We start from the raw sequence: 16,274 nt of genomic DNA on the forward strand, positions 1-16,274 counted from the left end.
CCCCGGCAAAACCTTCCTATAATTCTGGAAACAACAGGGACATTGGGCGAACCGCCATGCTCAACGGCATCGGATTCATCATCATTCTCGTCTGCGTATTCGGCAGCTTCGTGATCTCGGGCGGCAAGTTCGAGATCATCGCGCACGCATTGCCGCACGAGATGATGGCTATCGCAGGCGCATCGATCGGCGCGTTCATCGTCGCCAACTCGATGTCGACCGTGAAGAACGCCGGCAAGGGCATCATGCGTGCCTTCAAGGGCAGCAAGTGGAAGGCGCAGGACTATAAGGACCTGCTCACCCTGATGTTCACCGTGCTCTCCACCTTCAAGAAGGGTGGCGCCACGGCACTCGAGCCGCACCTGGACAAGCCTGAGGAGAGCAACCTCTTCACGCCCTATCCGCGCCTGCTCAAGGACCATCACCTGATCGAGTTCGTCTGCGACTATCTCCGCATGATGACGGTCAACTTCGAGGACCCGCATCAGATCGAGGCCGCGATGGACGCGGACATCGAGAAGCATCACCACGAAGAGGCCGGCCCGCAGCACGCGCTCCAGATCATGGCCGACGGCCTGCCCGCGATCGGCATCGTCGCCGCCGTGCTCGGCGTCATCAAGACCATGGGCTCGATCGACCAGCCGACCGAGATCCTCGGCTCGATGATCGGCGGCGCGCTCGTGGGCACCTTCCTCGGCGTTCTGCTCAGCTACTGCGTGGTGGGCCCGCTCGCCTCCAAGCTGCTCGAGACGATCGATGCCGACTGCAAGCCCTTCCAGATCGTGAAGACGGCAATCGTCGCCTATGCCCAGAACCAGCCGGTTCAGGTGGCCATTGAAATTGCTCGCCGCATGACGCCGTCGGCCTACGCGCCGACCTTCCAGCAACTCGAAACCGCACTTGACGAGGCCAAGAATGGACCAGTCCCAGCAGCTGCCTGATGCCGAGGAGCGCGCGCTGCGCCTCCCCGCCCATGGCACCACCGTTACGGCCGAAGACCTGCGCGTGCGCCTCGTGCTCGCCGCAGACCTCGACGACGCGATCGAAATCGATGCGTCGGAAGTCGAGAGCGTCGGCCAGGCCGTCCTCCAGCTCCTCGTCGCCGCGCGCGCCGAAGCTGCTGCGGGCGGCCAGGAATTCCGCATCGCCAACCCTAGCCCCGCATTCGTCGATCGCGTGAACCGCAGCCAGCTGGCAGCGGCGATCGGCCTCGAGACCGGAGACGTTCTGTGAGCAAGTTGATCCTTACCGTCGATGATTCGGCGAGCATGCGCATGCTGCTCAAGACGTCGCTGACCGCCCAGGGCTTTCGCATCGAAAGCGCCAATGATGGCGAACACGGCCTCGAGCGCATGCACGAAGTGAAGCCCGACCTTCTCATCACCGACATCAACATGCCGAAGATGGACGGTTTCGAGCTGATCGAAGCGGTGCGCGGCGTCGCCGAGTTCCGCGGCACCCCGATCCTCGTGCTGTCGACCGAATTCTCGGACGAGAAGAAGGCCCGCGCCCGCTCGGCCGGCGCCACCGGCTGGATCACCAAGCCGTTCGAAGCCACCAAGCTGGGGGCGGCCATCCGCCGCGTGTGCCCGTGAGCGACGAACTCGACGAAATCCAGGCGATCTTCTTCGAAGAATGCGCCGAAGGTCTGGTGACCGCCGAGCAGGGCCTTTCGGCCATGCAGGCCGGCGACGTCTCGGCCGAAACCATCGCGGGCGTGTTCCGCGCGGTCCACTCGATCAAGGGCGGCGCCGGCGCGTTCGGCCATGCTGACCTCACCGCCTTCGCGCACAAGTTCGAGAACGTCCTCGACGAAGTGCGCGGCGGCAAGATCCCGCCAAGCCCCGGCGTGGTCAAGGTGATGCTGAGCGCCTTCGACATCCTGACCGACCATGTCGAATCCGCCAAGGGCCTGGCGCCCCGCCCGGCCGACCAGGCCGCGCTCGCCGCGCTCGAGCAGGTTCTTGAGAACAAGGGCGCCGATGACGGCGCGCCCGTGGCCAACTCCACCGCCCCCATACCGGCGGCGGTGGAGACTCCGGCCGCGCCGGCTGCCGCCGACGAGGCGGACGAGTTCGGCTTCGTGCCGATGGCCGTGTCGCTTGACGATTTCGACGCCCCCGCCGAGGCTCCGGCCGCGGACGCACCGTGGATCGTCACCTTCAAGCCCTCGCGCGCCGCGCTGGCCAATGCCGGCGAGCCGCTGCTGATCGTCCGCGAACTCGAAGCGCTCGGCGCCGAGATCGTCGCGGTCGATACCTCGACGGTGCCGCCGCTGCGCGACCTCGATCCCGAGGACGCCTATTTCACCTGGACGCTGCGCGTTCCGGGCGAAGTGAGCGAGAGCGACATCAACGACTGCTTCGACTTCGTCGCACCGGATTCGATCGTAGAGGTCCGCCGTGACGAGAACGCTGCCCCGGCCACCGCGCCGGTAGTCGAGGTTGCCGCCGCGGACGAGTTCGGCTTCGTGCCGGTGACCGCCGGCGTCGAGGACTTCGCCGCCGAGATGCAGCGCGTCGTCGAGACGATCGCCGCGGCCTCGCCGGCCGTCGGCAGCGTCGATACGCCCGCCATCGCCCCCAAGGCGAACAGCGATGCGCAGCAGACGATCCGCGTCGACCTGGGCAAGCTCGACCTGCTGCTCAACCTGGTCGGCGAGCTGGTGATCCGCAACTCGATCCTGGCCGACCGGCTCTCGCCGGCCGATCGCCAGCGCGTGGAACTCCCGGAACTGGCCCGCCTGACGCGCCAGATCCAGGACAATGTCATGTCGCTGCGCGCCCAGCCGATCAAGCAGGCCTTCAGCCGCGTGCCGCGCATGCTGCGCGACCTCTCGGTCGAGACCGGCAAGACGATCAACCTCGAGACCACCGGCGAGACGACCGAAGTCGACAAGGGCGTGATCGAGAAGATCGGCGATCCGCTGACCCACATGATCCGCAACGCCGCGGACCATGGCCTGGAAAGCGCCGAGGAGCGCATCGCCGCGGGCAAGTCGCCTGAGGGTACGATCAAGCTCTCGGCCGAGCAGAAGGGCGCGCGCATCTTCGTGCGGGTCTCGGACAATGGCCGCGGCATCAATCGCGAGCGGGTCAAGGCCAAGGCCATCGAAAAGGGCATCATCCCCGCCGATGCGCAGCTGTCCAACGAAGAGATCGATCAGCTGATCTGCGCCCCGGGCTTCTCCACTGCGGAAACGATCTCGAACATCTCGGGTCGCGGCGTGGGCATGGACGTGGTCCGCTCGAACGTGGAAGCGCTTGGCGGCCGCATCGAGATCCACTCGGTTCCGGGTGAAGGCACCACCTTCACCATGATCCTGCCGCTCACCCTGGCGATCCTGGACGGCATGATCGTCCGCCTCGCCGGCCAGCGCTTCGTGCTGCCGCTCGCGCATGTGCTCGAGACGGTCCAGCCCGAGCCGGGCCAGGTCAAGCGCACCGCGCCGGACAGCGAAGTGATCGACATGCGCGGCGAATATGTGCCGGTAAAGCGCACGACCGAGATCTTCGGGCTGAACGACGACCGCGCGGTCGAGGACAGCCTCGTCGTGATCGTCGAGAGCGAAGGTTCGGGCAAGGTCGGCCTCGTCGTCGACACGATCGATGACCGCCGCGAGGTCGTCATCAAGAGCCTCGACCAGAATCTCCACCCGATCCGCGGCCTGGGCGGCGCCACCATCCTTGGTGACGGCTCGATCGCACTCATCCTCGATATCGAGGCGCTCGTCGCCTCCACCAACCGTTATACCCCGAAAGGACTGGCAGCATGACCACGACCAACGACAACGCCGGTACCGACCGCAAGATCGTTACCTTCTCGCTCGCCCAGCAGACCTTCGGGATCGACATGCGCGCGCTGATCGAAATCCGTGAATGGGACGAGCCGACCCCGCTCCCCAACGTCCCGGGCTTCATCAAGGGCGTGACCAACCTGCGCGGCAACGTGATCCCGGTGGTCGGCCTCGCCGAGCGCCTGGGCTGGGAGCCGAGCGTGATCCACGCCCGCTCCTGCGTGCTGGTCGTCAACATCGCGGGCAAGCAGGCCGGCTTCCTGGTCGACGAAGTCAACGACATCGTCGCCATCGGCGAGACCGAGATCCAGCCGGCCCCCGAGGTCGAGACGATCGAGCCGACCGTGATCGCGGGCCTGGTGCGCATCGCCACGCGCCAGAAGGACGGCACCCGGGACGAGAAGGGCACCATGGTGCTGCTGCTCGACCTCGACGCGCTGAGCCTGACCAAGCACCTGGATCTCGCAGCGTGACCGCCGCCGGGGGCGCCCTGGCGCCTGCCGGCGTCGGGGTGGGCATGGCGGCGGCGAATGCGGAGCTCACGCCCCGCGATTTCGCCGCCATCGCCGCCATCATGCACGAGGATGCGCGCATCGCGCTGAGCGAGGCGAAGACCACGCTCGTCCAGTCGCGCCTGGGGCGCCGGCTGCGCGAGCACGGCCTGGCCAAGTTCTCCGACTATGTCGCGCTCGTGCAGAGCGACCCGGTGGAACGCCATGCGATGGTGGTGGCGCTGACCACGAACCACACGCATTTCTTCCGCGAGCCGCATCACTTCGATCATTTCCGCGAACACGTCCTGCCGGTGCTCAAGCGCAAGCAGGGTCCGATCCGGATCTGGTCGGCGGGATGCTCGTCGGGCGAGGAAGTCTATACGATCGCCATGTGCCTGCTGGGCCCGGACCGCACGTCGGCCACCTGGCTGCGCAACGCAGACGTCCGGCTGCTCGCCACCGACATCGCTCCCCACGTCGTGGAATCGGTACGTCGCGGCTTCTACGCCGACAACGTCGCCGAGGCGGTGCCCGAGCCTTATCGCTCCACCTGGATGAAGCCCGTGCAGGGCGGCTACCAGATGGCCGACGAGGCACGCGCGCTGGTGACGGCCAAGGTGCTCAACCTGTTCGAGCCCTGGCCGCTCAAGGCCGCCTATGACGTGATCTTCTGCCGTAACGTGATGATCTATTTCGGGGATCCCGCGAAGGAAGAGCTGGAGGCGGGTTTCGTCAACCAGCTGGCTCCCGGCGCGCACCTCTATATCGGTCACTCGGAACGGCTGATCGGGCCGGCGGCGCGCCACATGCGCTCGTGCGGTCACACCATCTATCAGAAGCCGGAGGTGCACTGATGGCACCGGTACGTACGCTTATCGTCGATGACAGCGCCTCGATGCGCGCGACGCTCAAGCGCATGCTTGCCGCGGACCCGGCAATCGAGGTCGTCGGCATGGCGCCTGAGCCGTTCGCAGCGCGGGAGATGATCAAGCAGCTCAACCCCGATGTGCTGACGCTCGACGTCGAGATGCCGGGGATGGACGGGCTGTCGTTCCTCGAGCGCATCATGCGCCTCCGGCCGATGCCGGTGGTGATGTGCTCGACGCTGACCGCCCGCGGCGCGGAAGTGACGATCGAGGCGCTCCGCCTGGGCGCGGTCGACTATGTCACCAAGCCCAGCGGCACGCCCGAGGATATCGAGCGCGACGCGGTGCTGCTCTGCGAGAAGGTGAAGGCCGCCGCCCGTTCGGTCGCCCGCGCCGGGCCGCAGCGCCTGCCCGTCCAGCCGACCCTCGCGGCCGGTGCGGTCGGCGAGCGGATCATCGCGCTCGGCTCGTCCACGGGCGGCGTCGAGGCGCTGTTCTCGCTGCTCCCTGCCCTGCCCGAAAACTGCCCGCCGGTGCTGATCGTTCAGCACATGCCGGCCGCGTTCACCCGCAACTTTGCGGAGCGGCTGAACGGCGAATGCCGGGTCAATGTCGTGGAAGCTACGGACGGCGCACCGGTGCTGCCTGGAACCGTCTATATTGCTCCTGGAGGGCAGCGCCACATGGAGCTGCGCGGAGGCATTCGCGGCCATATCAAGCTGCGCGATGGCGATCCGGTCTCCGGCCACCGGCCTTCGGTGGACACGCTGTTCCACTCGGTCGCGCCGCTGGGCGCCGCCGCGGTCGGCGTGATCCTTACCGGCATGGGTTCGGATGGTGCGCAAGGAATGCTGGCCATGCGCCAGGCAGGTGCTCGTACGCTGGGCCAGAGCAAGGAAACTTGCGTGGTCTGGGGGATGCCGCGGTCAGCCAAGGAGCTGGGTGCGGTGGAACATGAAGTTGGTTTGTCTGGCATGCCTGAGGCGATCCTCAAGGCCTGCCGCGAAAAGATTGGGAGCGTCTGATGCCTGCTGCTGCAGCGATCAAGGTGATGGTGGTCGATGACCAGACCAGCATGCGCGCGATGATCCGTCGCGCTCTGCAGGATCTCGGGTTCAAGGACGTGCGCGACAAGCCGAGTGCCCAGGAAGCCCTGGCCTCGGTCAAGGCCGACCGCGTGCACCTGATCATCTCCGATTTTAACATGCCGGAAATGGACGGCCTCCAGTTCCTGGAAGCGGTCCGCACCGATGCGGTGATCGGCAAGACGGTGTTCATCATGCTCACCGGCTCGTCGGACAAGGAGATCGTCCAGAAGGCTGCGGCCCTGGGTGTGAACAACTATGTCGTGAAGCCCTTCGCGCCCGCCGCGCTGAAGGAGAAGATCGAGCGCGTCTTCGGCGAGCTCACCTGATGCGCCGGCTCGCCATTGTTCAGGGCGAGCATGCCGTGGTCGCCGAGCCGGGGGTGGTCGTGTCCACCCTGCTCGGCAGCTGCGTCGCGGCCTGTCTGTTCGATCCGGTCGCCCGGGTCGGGGGCATGAACCACTTCCTGCTCGGCGAGCCCAGCGCGGACCAGCGCGTGGGTGCCGCCGAGATGGCGCGCTACGGCGTGCATGCCATGGAAGTGGTCATCAACGGGATGATGCAGAAGGGCGCGGTGCGCGGCCGGCTGATGGCGCATCTATACGGGGGTGCCAACATCGTCTCCGGACTGGGCTCGATCGGCTCCTCGAACGCGTCGTTCGCGCGTCGCTTCATGGAAACCGAAGGCATCCAGGTGGCGCATGCGGACCTGGGGGGAACGAGCGCGCGCAAGATCGAGTTCCTGCCGCATGAGGGCCGCAGCCGCTGCGTCAAGGTTACGGACCGCGTGCCCGAGCGCCCGCCGGTCCCCGTTCAAGCCCCGGTTTCCGGTGGCGATTTGGAGCTGTTCTGATGTCCTGCATGCCCATCCCCTCACAGCTCTCCGGTTCGCAGGCGATCTCCGGCTTCGACCCCTTCTCGTCGACGCTCCACACCGTGGTGGCGAACGAGATCCGCGAGATGCGGGTGAAGCTCGAGGCACTGGCGGAAGTGCTCGTATGCGACGAGCATTTCGCGGCCTCGTACCTCGAGCAGCTGCAGGACTTCGACTATCTCATCCAGCATGCCGATGAGTGCGTGAACCTGCTCGAGCGGATTGCCGGGGGCGAGGACTCGCTCACCGCGATCGGCCATATCCGCCTCGGCGCCGTGCAGCAGCGCATGCGCGACGCGCTTCGGAGCGCCTGACCATGCCAGCTTATGGCGGCAATGATCGTCCGATCATCATCAAGCGGGTCAAGAAGGTCGCCGGGGGTCACCATGGCGGCGCCTGGAAGGTCGCATATGCCGACTTCGTGACCGCGATGATGGCGTTCTTCATGCTGCTATGGCTGATCGCCAATCCGGACAAGCAGCGCCTGAAGGGCCTCGCCGCCTATTTCTCGCCGACCGTGTCGGACACCGCGCCGTCGACTCCCGTGATGGGAACGTCGGAAGGTGCCGGCGGCCAGGCGCGCCGTTCGTCGAACGACAGCAGCCGCGCCAACGGCACGCCAACCACCGAGGCCGCGACCAGCGGCGCGGCGCGCGGCGGCACCGCCAATGTGCCCGACACCTCGATGCGCGTCCTCGCCAGCGAGCTGCAGGTCGCGCTCGATTCCGTGCCGCAGGACCAGGGCCGCAAGAGCGTGGCGATCCAGCCCGACCGCGACGGCATGCGCATCACGCTGATGGACACCGACAAGCAGTCGATGTTCCGCGCCGGCACTGCCGAGCTCAATCCGTTCGCCCGTTCGCTGCTCGCCAAGACCGCGGCCAAGCTCGCCCAGTCGGGTGGCCAGATCGCGATCGAGGGACACACCGATGCCTCGGGCGGCGGCCAGAGCGACGCCAACTGGCAGCTTTCGGGCGCCCGCGCGCTCGCCGCGCGCCAGGCGATGATCGCATCGGGCATGACAGCGGACCGCTTTGCAGAGGTCGTCGCCATGGGCGGCACCCGGCCGGTGTTCCCGGACCAGCCCGATCGACCGGAGAACCGGCGGATCACCATCGTCCTGAAGGCGGAAGCTTCGTCGCTGCCGACCGACAGCAGCTTCAAGTTCTGAGTATCGGCGCCATGAAGAAGATCCTGTTCCTGATCGTCGTGCTGCTCTCCGGGCTTGGCCTGGGGGGCGCTGCTGCATTCGGCACCCTGCTGGTGCTGGGGCCCCGCCCCGCCCAGGCCGCTTCGGCTCCGGCAGCTACAGAGGAAGTCAAGACGGCGTTCGTGCCCGTCGACAAGCTGCTCGCACCGCTTGTCTCGGCCGATGACGGCCGCCTGACCGGCTATGTCCAGTTCCAGTTCAACCTCGAGGTGCCGGAGGACAAGTCGTCCGAGGTGACCGCGCGGCTGCCGCTGCTGCTCCACGCCATCAACATGCGCACCTTCAAGACGCCGATGGCAGCGGGCAAGGACGGGCTGCTGCCCAGCCTCGACCAGTTCCGCAAGGTAGTGGAAGCATCGGCCCCCGAAGCGTTCGGCGCCGGCGTCGTCCGCAAGGTCGCGATCACTCAGGCTACTCCTGCGTAAACTACGTATTTTGTAGGATATGGGCCCGCCTCCGCCGTCGCCCACCCTATAAAATAGGAAGAACCCGCAACCAGCCGAGGACAAAGTGGAAGCCATCCCCGCCAGCGCATTCGAGGATCGCGACGACTGGGTCGAGCGCGCGCCACGTGCCGTGGCCACCCTGCTCGTCGGCAAGCTGAGCCATGAGGGCAATCCCGGCCAGCTTTGCCGCGTACGGAATATCTCCGAGCATGGCATGCAGATCGACACGATCGCGTCCCTGCTGCCGGCCATGAAGATCAGCGTCGAGCTGCGCGGTGGCGCCCAGCTGAGCGGCGCGATCGCGTGGACCAAGGGCAGCCGTGCCGGCGTCCGCTTCGACGCACCCGCCGACGTCAACGCGATCCTAGGCAAGCCCCAAGCCGAAGCCACCGCAGCGCGCCCGCGCTCGCCGCGCTTCACCGCCGACGTGCCGGCGCGGATCAGCTCGCTCGGCCGCTCGATCGACGTGATCGTTGCCGACCTGTCCCAGGGCGGCGCCTGCCTCCGCCTGCAGCGCACGCTGCGCGTCGACAGCGAAGTGATCCTGATGATCCCCGGCCTGCCCACGCGCCGCTGCACCACGCGCTGGAGCAACGAGGAATTCGCGGGCATCGCCTTCCACGATCCGATTTCCTACACCGAACTCTCGGCCTGGCTGGACAGCCCCGCAGCGCATAGCTGAACGATTTTACGATCTTAACGCAGACTGGGGCGTCCGTGCCGTGGCACGGGCGCCTCTTTTTGCGTTCCAACACCGGGTGCGCTCCGACTCGCGGAAGTACACAAAGTACAGGCCAAGAGCGGGTTTTCGCCCTCGCTATCTTCCCTATTTTCCCGGAGACGCGTCCGATTTCGCAATATTCTTGCGGCAGCATGATCCTATTTTTCCAACAGAATGACAGAGCGGCCAGCCAGACCAGTCGACCAGGCGAAATCCCACATTGCAAGGACGGGACGGAACCACGGCCTCGCTCAGCAGGGGCCGTGCCAGAAGACCTCGTGGCTGAGCTCGGAATAACAGCCCTCGAGCATCGGCAACGCCCGCTTGCCGGCACCGACATGATATCCCCAGCCGCCATCGAAAAAGGGCTTGATCAGGATATCGACGCCCCATTCGTGCACGATGACGCGATCGGGATGGAGGCCCGCAATGGCAGCGGGCCATTGGCTCTCCGGGATGGAAGCATAATATTCCGGCGGCCTGGCCGGATATCTTGCGATCAGCGCTCGGGCTTCGCCGCGGATCGCCGCCAGCCTTGCCGGATCGGATACGGGCCAGGGGAGATGCGAGAGCAGCAACAGCACGCCATAGGCCAGCAGCATCGCCAGGGCGACGAGCGCGATGGTGCAGCCTTTCCGACGCGTCATCTGCGGAGTGAAGCATATCTTCGATGCGTTAGCTATCGGCGGCACAGATATACGGCACCGCAATCCTCCCCCGGAGTGCGAGGGGGACCGCCAGCGGAGCTGGTGGTGGAGGGGAGCGCGCCTCAAGCGACATAGCCCGTGGAGAATACCCCTCCACCAGCTTCGCTGCCCCCCTCCCCCTCCGGGGAGGATTGATTGAACAACCCTCCGCCCCCCAAAGCAAAAAGGGCGGACGCCCCCCGGCACCCGCCCTTTCTTCCCTGAACACTCGGCCGCTTCGCTATGTGGCAAAGCTTTTGACCAGCGACCCGGCGACCAGCGCCCAGCCATCCACCAGCACGAAGAAGATGATCTTCATCGGCAGGGATATCGTTGGTGGCGGGAGCATCATCATGCCCATCGCCATCAGCACCGCCGACACCGCCAGGTCGATGACCAGGAACGGCAGCAGCAAAAGGAAACCGATCTCGAAGGCGCGGCGCAGCTCGGAGATCATGAAGGCCGGCGCCAGCGTCGTCAGCGGGGTCTCGGCCCGGTTCTGGATCGGCTTGCCGCCCAGATCGGCGAACAGCTTGAGGTCGCCGTCGCGCACCTGGCTGAGCATGAACTTCTTGAAGGGCTCCGCGGTGCGCTCGAACGCGACCTGCTCGGTGATCTGGCCCTTGGTGTAGGGATCGACGCCCTGCTCCCACGCCTTGTTGAAGGTGGGGGCCATGACGAAGAAGCTGAGGAACAGCGCCAGGCTGATGATCACGGGGTTGGGCGGCACGCCGGGCGCGCCGATACCGGTGCGCAGCAGCGAAAGCGCGACCACCATGCGGGTGAAGCTGGTGACGGTCATCAGCAGGCCCGGGGCCAGGCTGAGCACTGTCAGCATCAGCACCAGCTGGATCGCCTTGGCCGAGAGCGCGCCGTCAGCGCCGCCGATGTTGATCGTCGTGCCCTTGGACTGGGCATACGCCTCAGCCGGCATGAGGATCAGGGCGGCGACCGCCGCCGCGAGGATCTTATGCATCGATCGCGGCCCGGACCGCTGCGCGGTTCCACCGCGTGGTGTTGCGCGGCTCGCGGACGCGCTTGGGCGGACGCTGGGCCGACGGCGTGCAGGCTGCAACTACCGTGGGCGAGGCCACCTTGGCGGCAGTGCGCTTGGCCGGGCGCTTCGGCAGCTCGATCGACTTGGGCAGCTCGATCAGCTTCGAAATCTCGGGAAGCTTGGGCAGCTCGACACGATCGACCAGCTTGGCGAAGTTGCCGCGCAACGCGGCGAGATCCTCGGCCAGGTTGGCGGCCGGCACCGGCTCCGCGGTGACTTCCGGCTCGGCCGGCTCGGGCGCGGCGATGCCGGTCTCGATCGTCGACTGGCCCTCGGGGCCGAACATCACGAGATGCTCCATCCCGTCACGGCGGATCAGCGCGACCGAGCGCTTGCCGTCGACCGACAGCCGCTCGACGATCTCGATACGCTTGCGGCGCGAGCTGCTCACGCGGCCGGGCAGCTTCACGTCATAGCGCTTCACGAACCACAGCGCGCCGGCGAGCATGCCGAGCACCATTCCGAGCGCACCGATGGTGCGCAGCATCGACAGGATATCCATCAGTGGCGCTGCTTCTTCACGAGCTCGGTGATCTCGAGCGACATCACTTCGCCGTCGACCAGGACGACGCCCTTCGCGACGAGTTCGTCATTCACATATACGAGCGAGGGATCATCCTGGCTGCTTTCCAGCGGGATCATCGCGCCACGGCTCATCTGCAGGACCTGGCGGATCGGCACATTGGCCGAGCCCAGCACGATCGACATATCGACCATAATTCCGTCGAGCACTGACATGCGTGTTCCTTTCTGGATGACTTATAGGAACCTTTTTTCCGCGCTCGGCGCCCGGCCCGGCAATTTTTGCCTACAATGGAGGAAACGGCCCATCGGGGGCTGTCTGGAAGGACGATCATGGACCTCAAGACCTCGCTCGGCATCTCCGCCTCGGGCCTGCGCGCGCAGTCGCTGCGCATGCGCGTGATCGCGGAAAATCTGGCGAACCAGGACTCGGTTTCGGACACCCCGGGCGGCGATCCCTATCGCCGCCGCGTCGCCAGCTTCAAGGCCGAAGTCGATCGCTCGACCGGCGGCATGGGCGTGAAGGTCAAGTCGATCGAGAACGACAAGTCCGATTTCACCAAGGTCTATCAGCCGGGCCACCCGGCCGCGGACAAGGACGGCTATGTCCTCAAGCCCAACGTCAACGGCCTGATCGAGACCGCCGACATGAAGGCTGCGCAGCGCAGCTACGAAGCCAATCTCAATGCCATCGAGGCCGCGAAGAGCCTGACGATGCGCACCATCGATCTCCTCAAGTAAAGGATACCCGGAATGTCCATCGGAGCACTTGATGCGATGTCGGCCTATGGCCGCGTCGCAGGCCTTGGCGGTACCAACAGCAAGACCGACCCGATCAAGACCGGCGGCAGTGCCGGCGGCTTCGGCGCAATGGTCGAGGACATGGTCACCGGCACCGCCGACCAGCTGCGCACCGCCGAGAAGGCGTCGGCCCAGCAGGTTGCCGGCAAGGGCGACCTGATCGACGTCGTCACCGCGATCGGCGCCGCCGAGACCGCGCTCGACACCATGGTCGCCGTGCGCGACCGCGTGGTGAACGCCTATTCCGATATCATGCGGATGCAGATCTAACCGCGATGCTGCCGTCGCAGGTCCTTGCGCTGGCGCAGAGTGCGCTGATGCTGGTGCTCACCATCGCGGGTCCGCTGCTGCTGACCTCGCTGATCGTGGGCACCGTCATCGGCCTGCTCCAGGCGCTGACGCAGATCCAGGAAACGACGCTCACCTTCGTCCCAAAGCTGCTGGCGATGGGACTGGTGCTGCTGTTGATGCTCCCGACGATCGGCGCGGCGCTGAGTGACTTCATGACCAAGATCAGCGGCATGATCGTGACCGGCGGATGACCCTGCCCCCCGATCTTGCCCTGCAGGCCTCGGCCTTCTTCATCGTCTTCGCCCGCGTGGGCGCGGTGCTGATGCTGCTCCCGGTGTTCGGCGACGATGCCATCCCGGGCCGCATCCGGCTAATGATCGCCTTCGGGCTTTCGGCCACCATGTACGGCCTGGTCGGCGCCCCTGCCCGCGTCGCGGTCGAGGCCGGCGCCGCCCTGCCTGCCGTGCTCGTCGCCGAGCTGATGACCGGCCTGGCCATGGGCATGATCGTCAAGATCCTGTTCTTCTCGGTCTCCATGGCGGGATCGATCATCTCCACCCAGATCGGCCTGTCCTCCGCGGTGATCTTCGATCCCGCGCAGAGCGGCAGCGCGCCGATGCTCTCCAAGTTCGTCGCCATGGCGGCGGCGCTGGTCTGCATGGGCATGCAGGTCCACCACCTCTGGCTCGGCGCGATCGTCCACAGCTATCAGAGCTTCCCGGTCGGCGGTCTGCCGCCCGCGCATGACTTCGCGATGCTCGCGGTCGAGGCGATCACCCGTTCGATGACGCTCGGCCTCAGCCTGGCCGCGCCCCTCCTCATCTACGGCATCGTCTTCAACGTAGCCCTCGGCCTCGCCGCGCGCGTCGCCCCGGCGATCCAGGTCTTCTTCATCGCCCAGCCGCTCAACCTGCTGCTCGGCATCAGCCTGGCCGCAGCCACGCTCGGCACCATGCTCACCTTCTTCGCCCGCGCCATGGGCGATGCGATGCAGGGAGGCTGGTGATGTCGGGCGATACGGACCAGGACGACAAGACACACGACCCTACAGACAAGAAGCTGGAGGACGCCCGCGAGAAGGGCGACGTGCCGATGGCCCCCGAGATGAAGCATGCCGCGATCTTCATCGGCATGCTTGTCGTCATGGGCGGTCTCGGTACCTATACCATGCAGCTGATGGGCAATCTGTTCGTGCGGCTATGGGGCAGCGCCGACGATTTCCGGATGGAGCCGCGCGGCGCCGAGGATTTTGCGACCGGCGTGCTGAGCGCCACCGCCACCGCGCTGATGCCGGTGCTCGGCACGCTGTTCGCCATCGCGCTGATCGGCGGCATCCTCCAGGGCCGACCGATGATCAGCTGGAGCCGGGTCAAGCCCAAATGGTCCAAGCTAAACCCGGCCAGCGGCGCCAAGCGGATGTTCGGCAAGCAGGCGCTGGTGGAATACGCCAAGACCGTCGCCAAGCTCTGCCTGGTCGGCGGCGTGGCCGCGTATCTGGCATGGCCCCATGCCGCCACCGTTGACTCCATGGTCGGCGCCGACCTGCAGGAAGTGGGCAGCGCCACGCATGGCATCGTCTATTCGATGCTGCGCCCGATCGCGATGCTGGTGGGCGCACTCGCCCTGTTCGATTTCGTCTGGCAGCGCCGCGCGTTCCTCAAGCGGATGCGGATGAGCCTCCAGGAGATCAAGGACGAGCACAAGCAGAGCGAAGGCGATCCGCACATCAAGGCGAAGATCCGCCAGATCCAGATGCAGCGCTCGCGCAACCGCATGATGCAGAACGTGCCCAAGGCGAGCGTGGTGATCACCAACCCGACCCACTACGCCGTCGCGCTGCAGTACGATCACGGCCAGATGGCGGCACCGGTAGTGGTCGCCAAGGGCGTCGATGCCATCGCGCTCAAGATCCGCGAGATCGCGACCGAGAACAACATCCCGCTGGTCGAGAACCGCCCCCTCGCCCGCGCACTCTATGCCAATGCCGAGCTCGATCACCCGATCCCGGTCGAGCATTATGCCGCCGTGGCGGAAGTCATCAGCTATGTGCTGAAGATCGCGAAGAAGCGCGCCTGAGCGCCACTTCCCCGCGATCGTTCAAAGTCCGTCAGAACTTCAGGCGTGCACCCGCGGTCAGCACCACGGCGCTGGCGTTGCGCAGTTCGCCATCGGTGAGGATCGGCGTCTGCGCGGCGGTGCCGGCATAGGCCGCGGTCACGCGGTCGATCGGCGCGTCGGCGAAGCTGACATAGTTGGCCGCGAGATCGAGCGAGAGCTTCTTGCTCGCCGCATAGCTCCCGCCCAGGCCGAAGTTCCAGCGATCCGAATCCGGCACGCGGGCGTCACGCTCGGTATCCTGGGTCGGCGTGGTCGCGCGCTGGACGCCGGCACGCAGCGTCACCTTGGGCGACACCGCATAGTCGACGCCGCCGGCATAGCTCCAGCTGGTGCGATAATTCTCGGGGAGCGCGGCATTGACCGGCGCACCGAGGCGGATCGCGTCGAACTTGTCCCAGCCATAGCGGATGACCTGCGCGTTGAGGGTCAGCTTGTCGGTCGCCGCGAAGCGCGCGCCGGCAATCGCCTGGGACGGCGTGTAGAACTTCGCCTCGATGCCCGAGAGCGCCCGGTTCGACGTCGCGAGCGGGCCGACCAGCCCGGAGACGGTGAGGTCACCCTTCAGCGTATGCTCGATCGCCGACTTGTAGCTGAGGCCCAGGGTGAAGCGGCTCGAGTGGAGTTGCACGCCGGCGGTCCAGCCGAAGTCCCAGCCGTCGCCCTTCAGCTCCTGGCGGCCGTCCGGCAGCGTCGCGGCGAGGTTGGGCAGCGCGTTGCTCAGGCTGGCATCGGTGTACTCGATGTTGAGGCCGGCGCCGACGCGCAGCCAGTCGGTCACCGCCACGCCGATGCTCGGCTGGATGTCGATGGTGCGCAGCTTGGTCTTGTCGGCGCTGTAGCGCGCCCAGCTGTCCGACGGATAATCGGTAGTGAAGCTGTAGGGCGAGGTGATCGACACGCCGAGCGCGATGCGATCGTTGAGCGGCACGGCGATCGCGCCCGAGGGCAGCACGCCGTTGTTGATCGGATTGCGGGTGATGCCGTTGCCGCCGACCGGCGCGGCCGGCTGGCCCGGACGGACGATCAGCGTGCCGCTGTCGACGACTTCGCCGCGCGGCAGGATGACGGAAGCGGAGATGGTGCCATCGCCATTCTCGATGCCGCCGATCGAAGCGGGATTCCACCAGATCGAAGCCGAGCCGGTGTCGGCGGCCTCACCGGAGAAGGCGCGGCCGGCAGCGCGCGCGGACTGTTCCTGGAGGTAGAAGGCCTGGGCGTTGGCAGCCTGAGAGAAGCCGATCAGCGCGAACAGCGCGCCGCCGGTGGCAAGCGAAACCTTGTAGGGGGACATTCGGGTAATCCTTGAT

General features: G+C 66.3%; 23 protein-coding genes. 18 read left to right on the plus strand and 5 right to left on the minus strand.

Annotation, left to right across the window (positions count from 1 at the left end; translation table 11 throughout):
- Nucleotides 1-56: 56 nt before the first annotated feature.
- The 13 genes from motA to O3305_RS09215 all read left to right on the plus strand — a co-directional run bounded on the left by motA (nucleotide 57) and on the right by O3305_RS09215 (nucleotide 9,453).
- Nucleotides 57-941, plus strand: a complete 885-nt coding sequence (gene motA / locus O3305_RS09155; protein ID WP_269576117.1) for a flagellar motor stator protein MotA — start codon at nucleotides 57-59, stop codon at nucleotides 939-941.
- Complete coding sequence (locus tag O3305_RS09160) at nucleotides 916-1,233, plus strand: STAS domain-containing protein (protein ID WP_184168607.1); 318 nt, start codon at nucleotides 916-918, stop codon at nucleotides 1,231-1,233. The genes motA and O3305_RS09160 overlap by 26 nt, the downstream gene beginning before the upstream one ends.
- Nucleotides 1,230-1,595, plus strand: coding sequence for a response regulator (locus O3305_RS09165; protein ID WP_269576118.1), 366 nt, complete (start codon nucleotides 1,230-1,232; stop codon nucleotides 1,593-1,595). Before O3305_RS09160 ends, O3305_RS09165 begins: the two co-directional genes overlap by 4 nt.
- Nucleotides 1,592-3,775, plus strand: coding sequence for a chemotaxis protein CheA (locus O3305_RS09170; protein ID WP_269576119.1), 2,184 nt, complete (start codon nucleotides 1,592-1,594; stop codon nucleotides 3,773-3,775). Before O3305_RS09165 ends, O3305_RS09170 begins: the two co-directional genes overlap by 4 nt.
- On the plus strand, nucleotides 3,772-4,269 hold the full coding sequence (locus O3305_RS09175; protein WP_184168610.1) for a chemotaxis protein CheW: 498 nt from the start codon (nucleotides 3,772-3,774) through the stop codon (nucleotides 4,267-4,269). The genes O3305_RS09170 and O3305_RS09175 overlap by 4 nt, the downstream gene beginning before the upstream one ends.
- Nucleotides 4,266-5,144 carry a CheR family methyltransferase gene (locus tag O3305_RS09180; protein WP_409372639.1) on the plus strand — a complete coding sequence of 293 codons (879 nt, stop codon included), beginning with the start codon at nucleotides 4,266-4,268 and terminating at the stop codon, nucleotides 5,142-5,144. Before O3305_RS09175 ends, O3305_RS09180 begins: the two co-directional genes overlap by 4 nt.
- Nucleotides 5,144-6,181 (plus strand): protein-glutamate methylesterase/protein-glutamine glutaminase, encoded by a 1,038-nt coding sequence (locus O3305_RS09185; RefSeq protein ID WP_269576120.1) that lies wholly within the window; start codon nucleotides 5,144-5,146, stop codon nucleotides 6,179-6,181. The genes O3305_RS09180 and O3305_RS09185 overlap by 1 nt, the downstream gene beginning before the upstream one ends.
- Nucleotides 6,181-6,570, plus strand: a complete 390-nt coding sequence (locus O3305_RS09190) for a response regulator (protein ID WP_184168612.1) — start codon at nucleotides 6,181-6,183, stop codon at nucleotides 6,568-6,570. Before O3305_RS09185 ends, O3305_RS09190 begins: the two co-directional genes overlap by 1 nt.
- Nucleotides 6,570-7,094 (plus strand): chemotaxis protein CheD, encoded by a 525-nt coding sequence (locus O3305_RS09195; protein ID WP_269576121.1) that lies wholly within the window; start codon nucleotides 6,570-6,572, stop codon nucleotides 7,092-7,094. Before O3305_RS09190 ends, O3305_RS09195 begins: the two co-directional genes overlap by 1 nt.
- Nucleotides 7,094-7,429, plus strand: a complete 336-nt coding sequence (locus tag O3305_RS09200) for a hypothetical protein (protein ID WP_269576122.1) — start codon at nucleotides 7,094-7,096, stop codon at nucleotides 7,427-7,429. Before O3305_RS09195 ends, O3305_RS09200 begins: the two co-directional genes overlap by 1 nt.
- Nucleotides 7,430-7,431: 2 nt before the next feature.
- Nucleotides 7,432-8,286, plus strand: a complete 855-nt coding sequence (locus tag O3305_RS09205; RefSeq protein WP_269576123.1) for a flagellar motor protein MotB — start codon at nucleotides 7,432-7,434, stop codon at nucleotides 8,284-8,286.
- An 11-nt stretch (nucleotides 8,287-8,297) separates the two neighbouring features.
- Nucleotides 8,298-8,750, plus strand: coding sequence for a hypothetical protein (locus tag O3305_RS09210; protein WP_269576124.1), 453 nt, complete (start codon nucleotides 8,298-8,300; stop codon nucleotides 8,748-8,750).
- Between the two features lie 85 nt (nucleotides 8,751-8,835).
- The gene (locus O3305_RS09215; RefSeq protein ID WP_269576125.1) at nucleotides 8,836-9,453 is read left to right on the plus strand and encodes a PilZ domain-containing protein; all 618 of its coding nucleotides are present in this window, start codon (nucleotides 8,836-8,838) and stop codon (nucleotides 9,451-9,453) included.
- 290 nt (nucleotides 9,454-9,743) lie between these two features.
- Here the strand turns inward: O3305_RS09215 and O3305_RS09220 are convergent, their stop codons facing one another.
- The 4 genes from O3305_RS09220 to O3305_RS09235 form a co-directional block, all read right to left on the minus strand.
- Nucleotides 9,744-10,139: a hypothetical protein gene (locus tag O3305_RS09220; protein ID WP_269576126.1), complete on the minus strand. Its 396-nt coding sequence runs from the start codon at nucleotides 10,137-10,139 to the stop codon at nucleotides 9,744-9,746.
- 280 nt (nucleotides 10,140-10,419) lie between these two features.
- The gene (fliP, locus tag O3305_RS09225; RefSeq protein ID WP_184168619.1) at nucleotides 10,420-11,154 is read right to left on the minus strand and encodes a flagellar type III secretion system pore protein FliP; all 735 of its coding nucleotides are present in this window, start codon (nucleotides 11,152-11,154) and stop codon (nucleotides 10,420-10,422) included.
- The gene (locus O3305_RS09230; RefSeq protein WP_269576127.1) at nucleotides 11,147-11,737 is read right to left on the minus strand and encodes a FliO/MopB family protein; all 591 of its coding nucleotides are present in this window, start codon (nucleotides 11,735-11,737) and stop codon (nucleotides 11,147-11,149) included. The genes fliP and O3305_RS09230 overlap by 8 nt, the downstream gene beginning before the upstream one ends.
- Nucleotides 11,737-11,973 carry a FliM/FliN family flagellar motor switch protein gene (locus O3305_RS09235; protein ID WP_184168621.1) on the minus strand — a complete coding sequence of 79 codons (237 nt, stop codon included), beginning with the start codon at nucleotides 11,971-11,973 and terminating at the stop codon, nucleotides 11,737-11,739. Before O3305_RS09235 ends, O3305_RS09230 begins: the two co-directional genes overlap by 1 nt.
- A 117-nt stretch (nucleotides 11,974-12,090) precedes the next feature.
- Here O3305_RS09235 and flgC point away from each other — a divergent pair, with 117 nt between their 5' ends.
- The 5 genes from flgC to flhB are packed head-to-tail and all read left to right on the plus strand — an operon-like array spanning nucleotide 12,091 to nucleotide 14,925.
- Entirely contained in the window at nucleotides 12,091-12,498 is a 408-nt protein-coding gene (gene flgC / locus O3305_RS09240) for a flagellar basal body rod protein FlgC (protein ID WP_269576128.1), read from the plus strand.
- Nucleotides 12,499-12,510: 12 nt separating this feature from the next.
- The gene (fliE, locus tag O3305_RS09245; RefSeq protein ID WP_184168623.1) at nucleotides 12,511-12,828 is read left to right on the plus strand and encodes a flagellar hook-basal body complex protein FliE; all 318 of its coding nucleotides are present in this window, start codon (nucleotides 12,511-12,513) and stop codon (nucleotides 12,826-12,828) included.
- 5 nt (nucleotides 12,829-12,833) lie between these two features.
- A complete protein-coding gene (locus O3305_RS09250) occupies nucleotides 12,834-13,100 on the plus strand; it encodes a flagellar biosynthetic protein FliQ (RefSeq protein ID WP_184168624.1) in 267 nt (88 codons plus the stop codon).
- Nucleotides 13,097-13,855 (plus strand): flagellar biosynthetic protein FliR, encoded by a 759-nt coding sequence (gene fliR, locus O3305_RS09255; protein ID WP_269576129.1) that lies wholly within the window; start codon nucleotides 13,097-13,099, stop codon nucleotides 13,853-13,855. The genes O3305_RS09250 and fliR overlap by 4 nt, the downstream gene beginning before the upstream one ends.
- Nucleotides 13,855-14,925, plus strand: coding sequence for a flagellar biosynthesis protein FlhB (flhB, locus tag O3305_RS09260; protein ID WP_269576130.1), 1,071 nt, complete (start codon nucleotides 13,855-13,857; stop codon nucleotides 14,923-14,925). Before fliR ends, flhB begins: the two co-directional genes overlap by 1 nt.
- A gap of 31 nt (nucleotides 14,926-14,956) precedes the next feature.
- Here flhB and O3305_RS09265 read toward each other — a convergent pair whose 3' ends face one another.
- The gene (locus O3305_RS09265; protein ID WP_269576131.1) at nucleotides 14,957-16,258 is read right to left on the minus strand and encodes an OmpP1/FadL family transporter; all 1,302 of its coding nucleotides are present in this window, start codon (nucleotides 16,256-16,258) and stop codon (nucleotides 14,957-14,959) included.
- Nucleotides 16,259-16,274 lie beyond the last annotated feature (16 nt).

Source organism: Sphingomonas sp. NIBR02145, from assembly GCF_027359115.1.
Lineage (GTDB): Bacteria > Pseudomonadota > Alphaproteobacteria > Sphingomonadales > Sphingomonadaceae > Sphingomonas > Sphingomonas kyeonggiensis_A.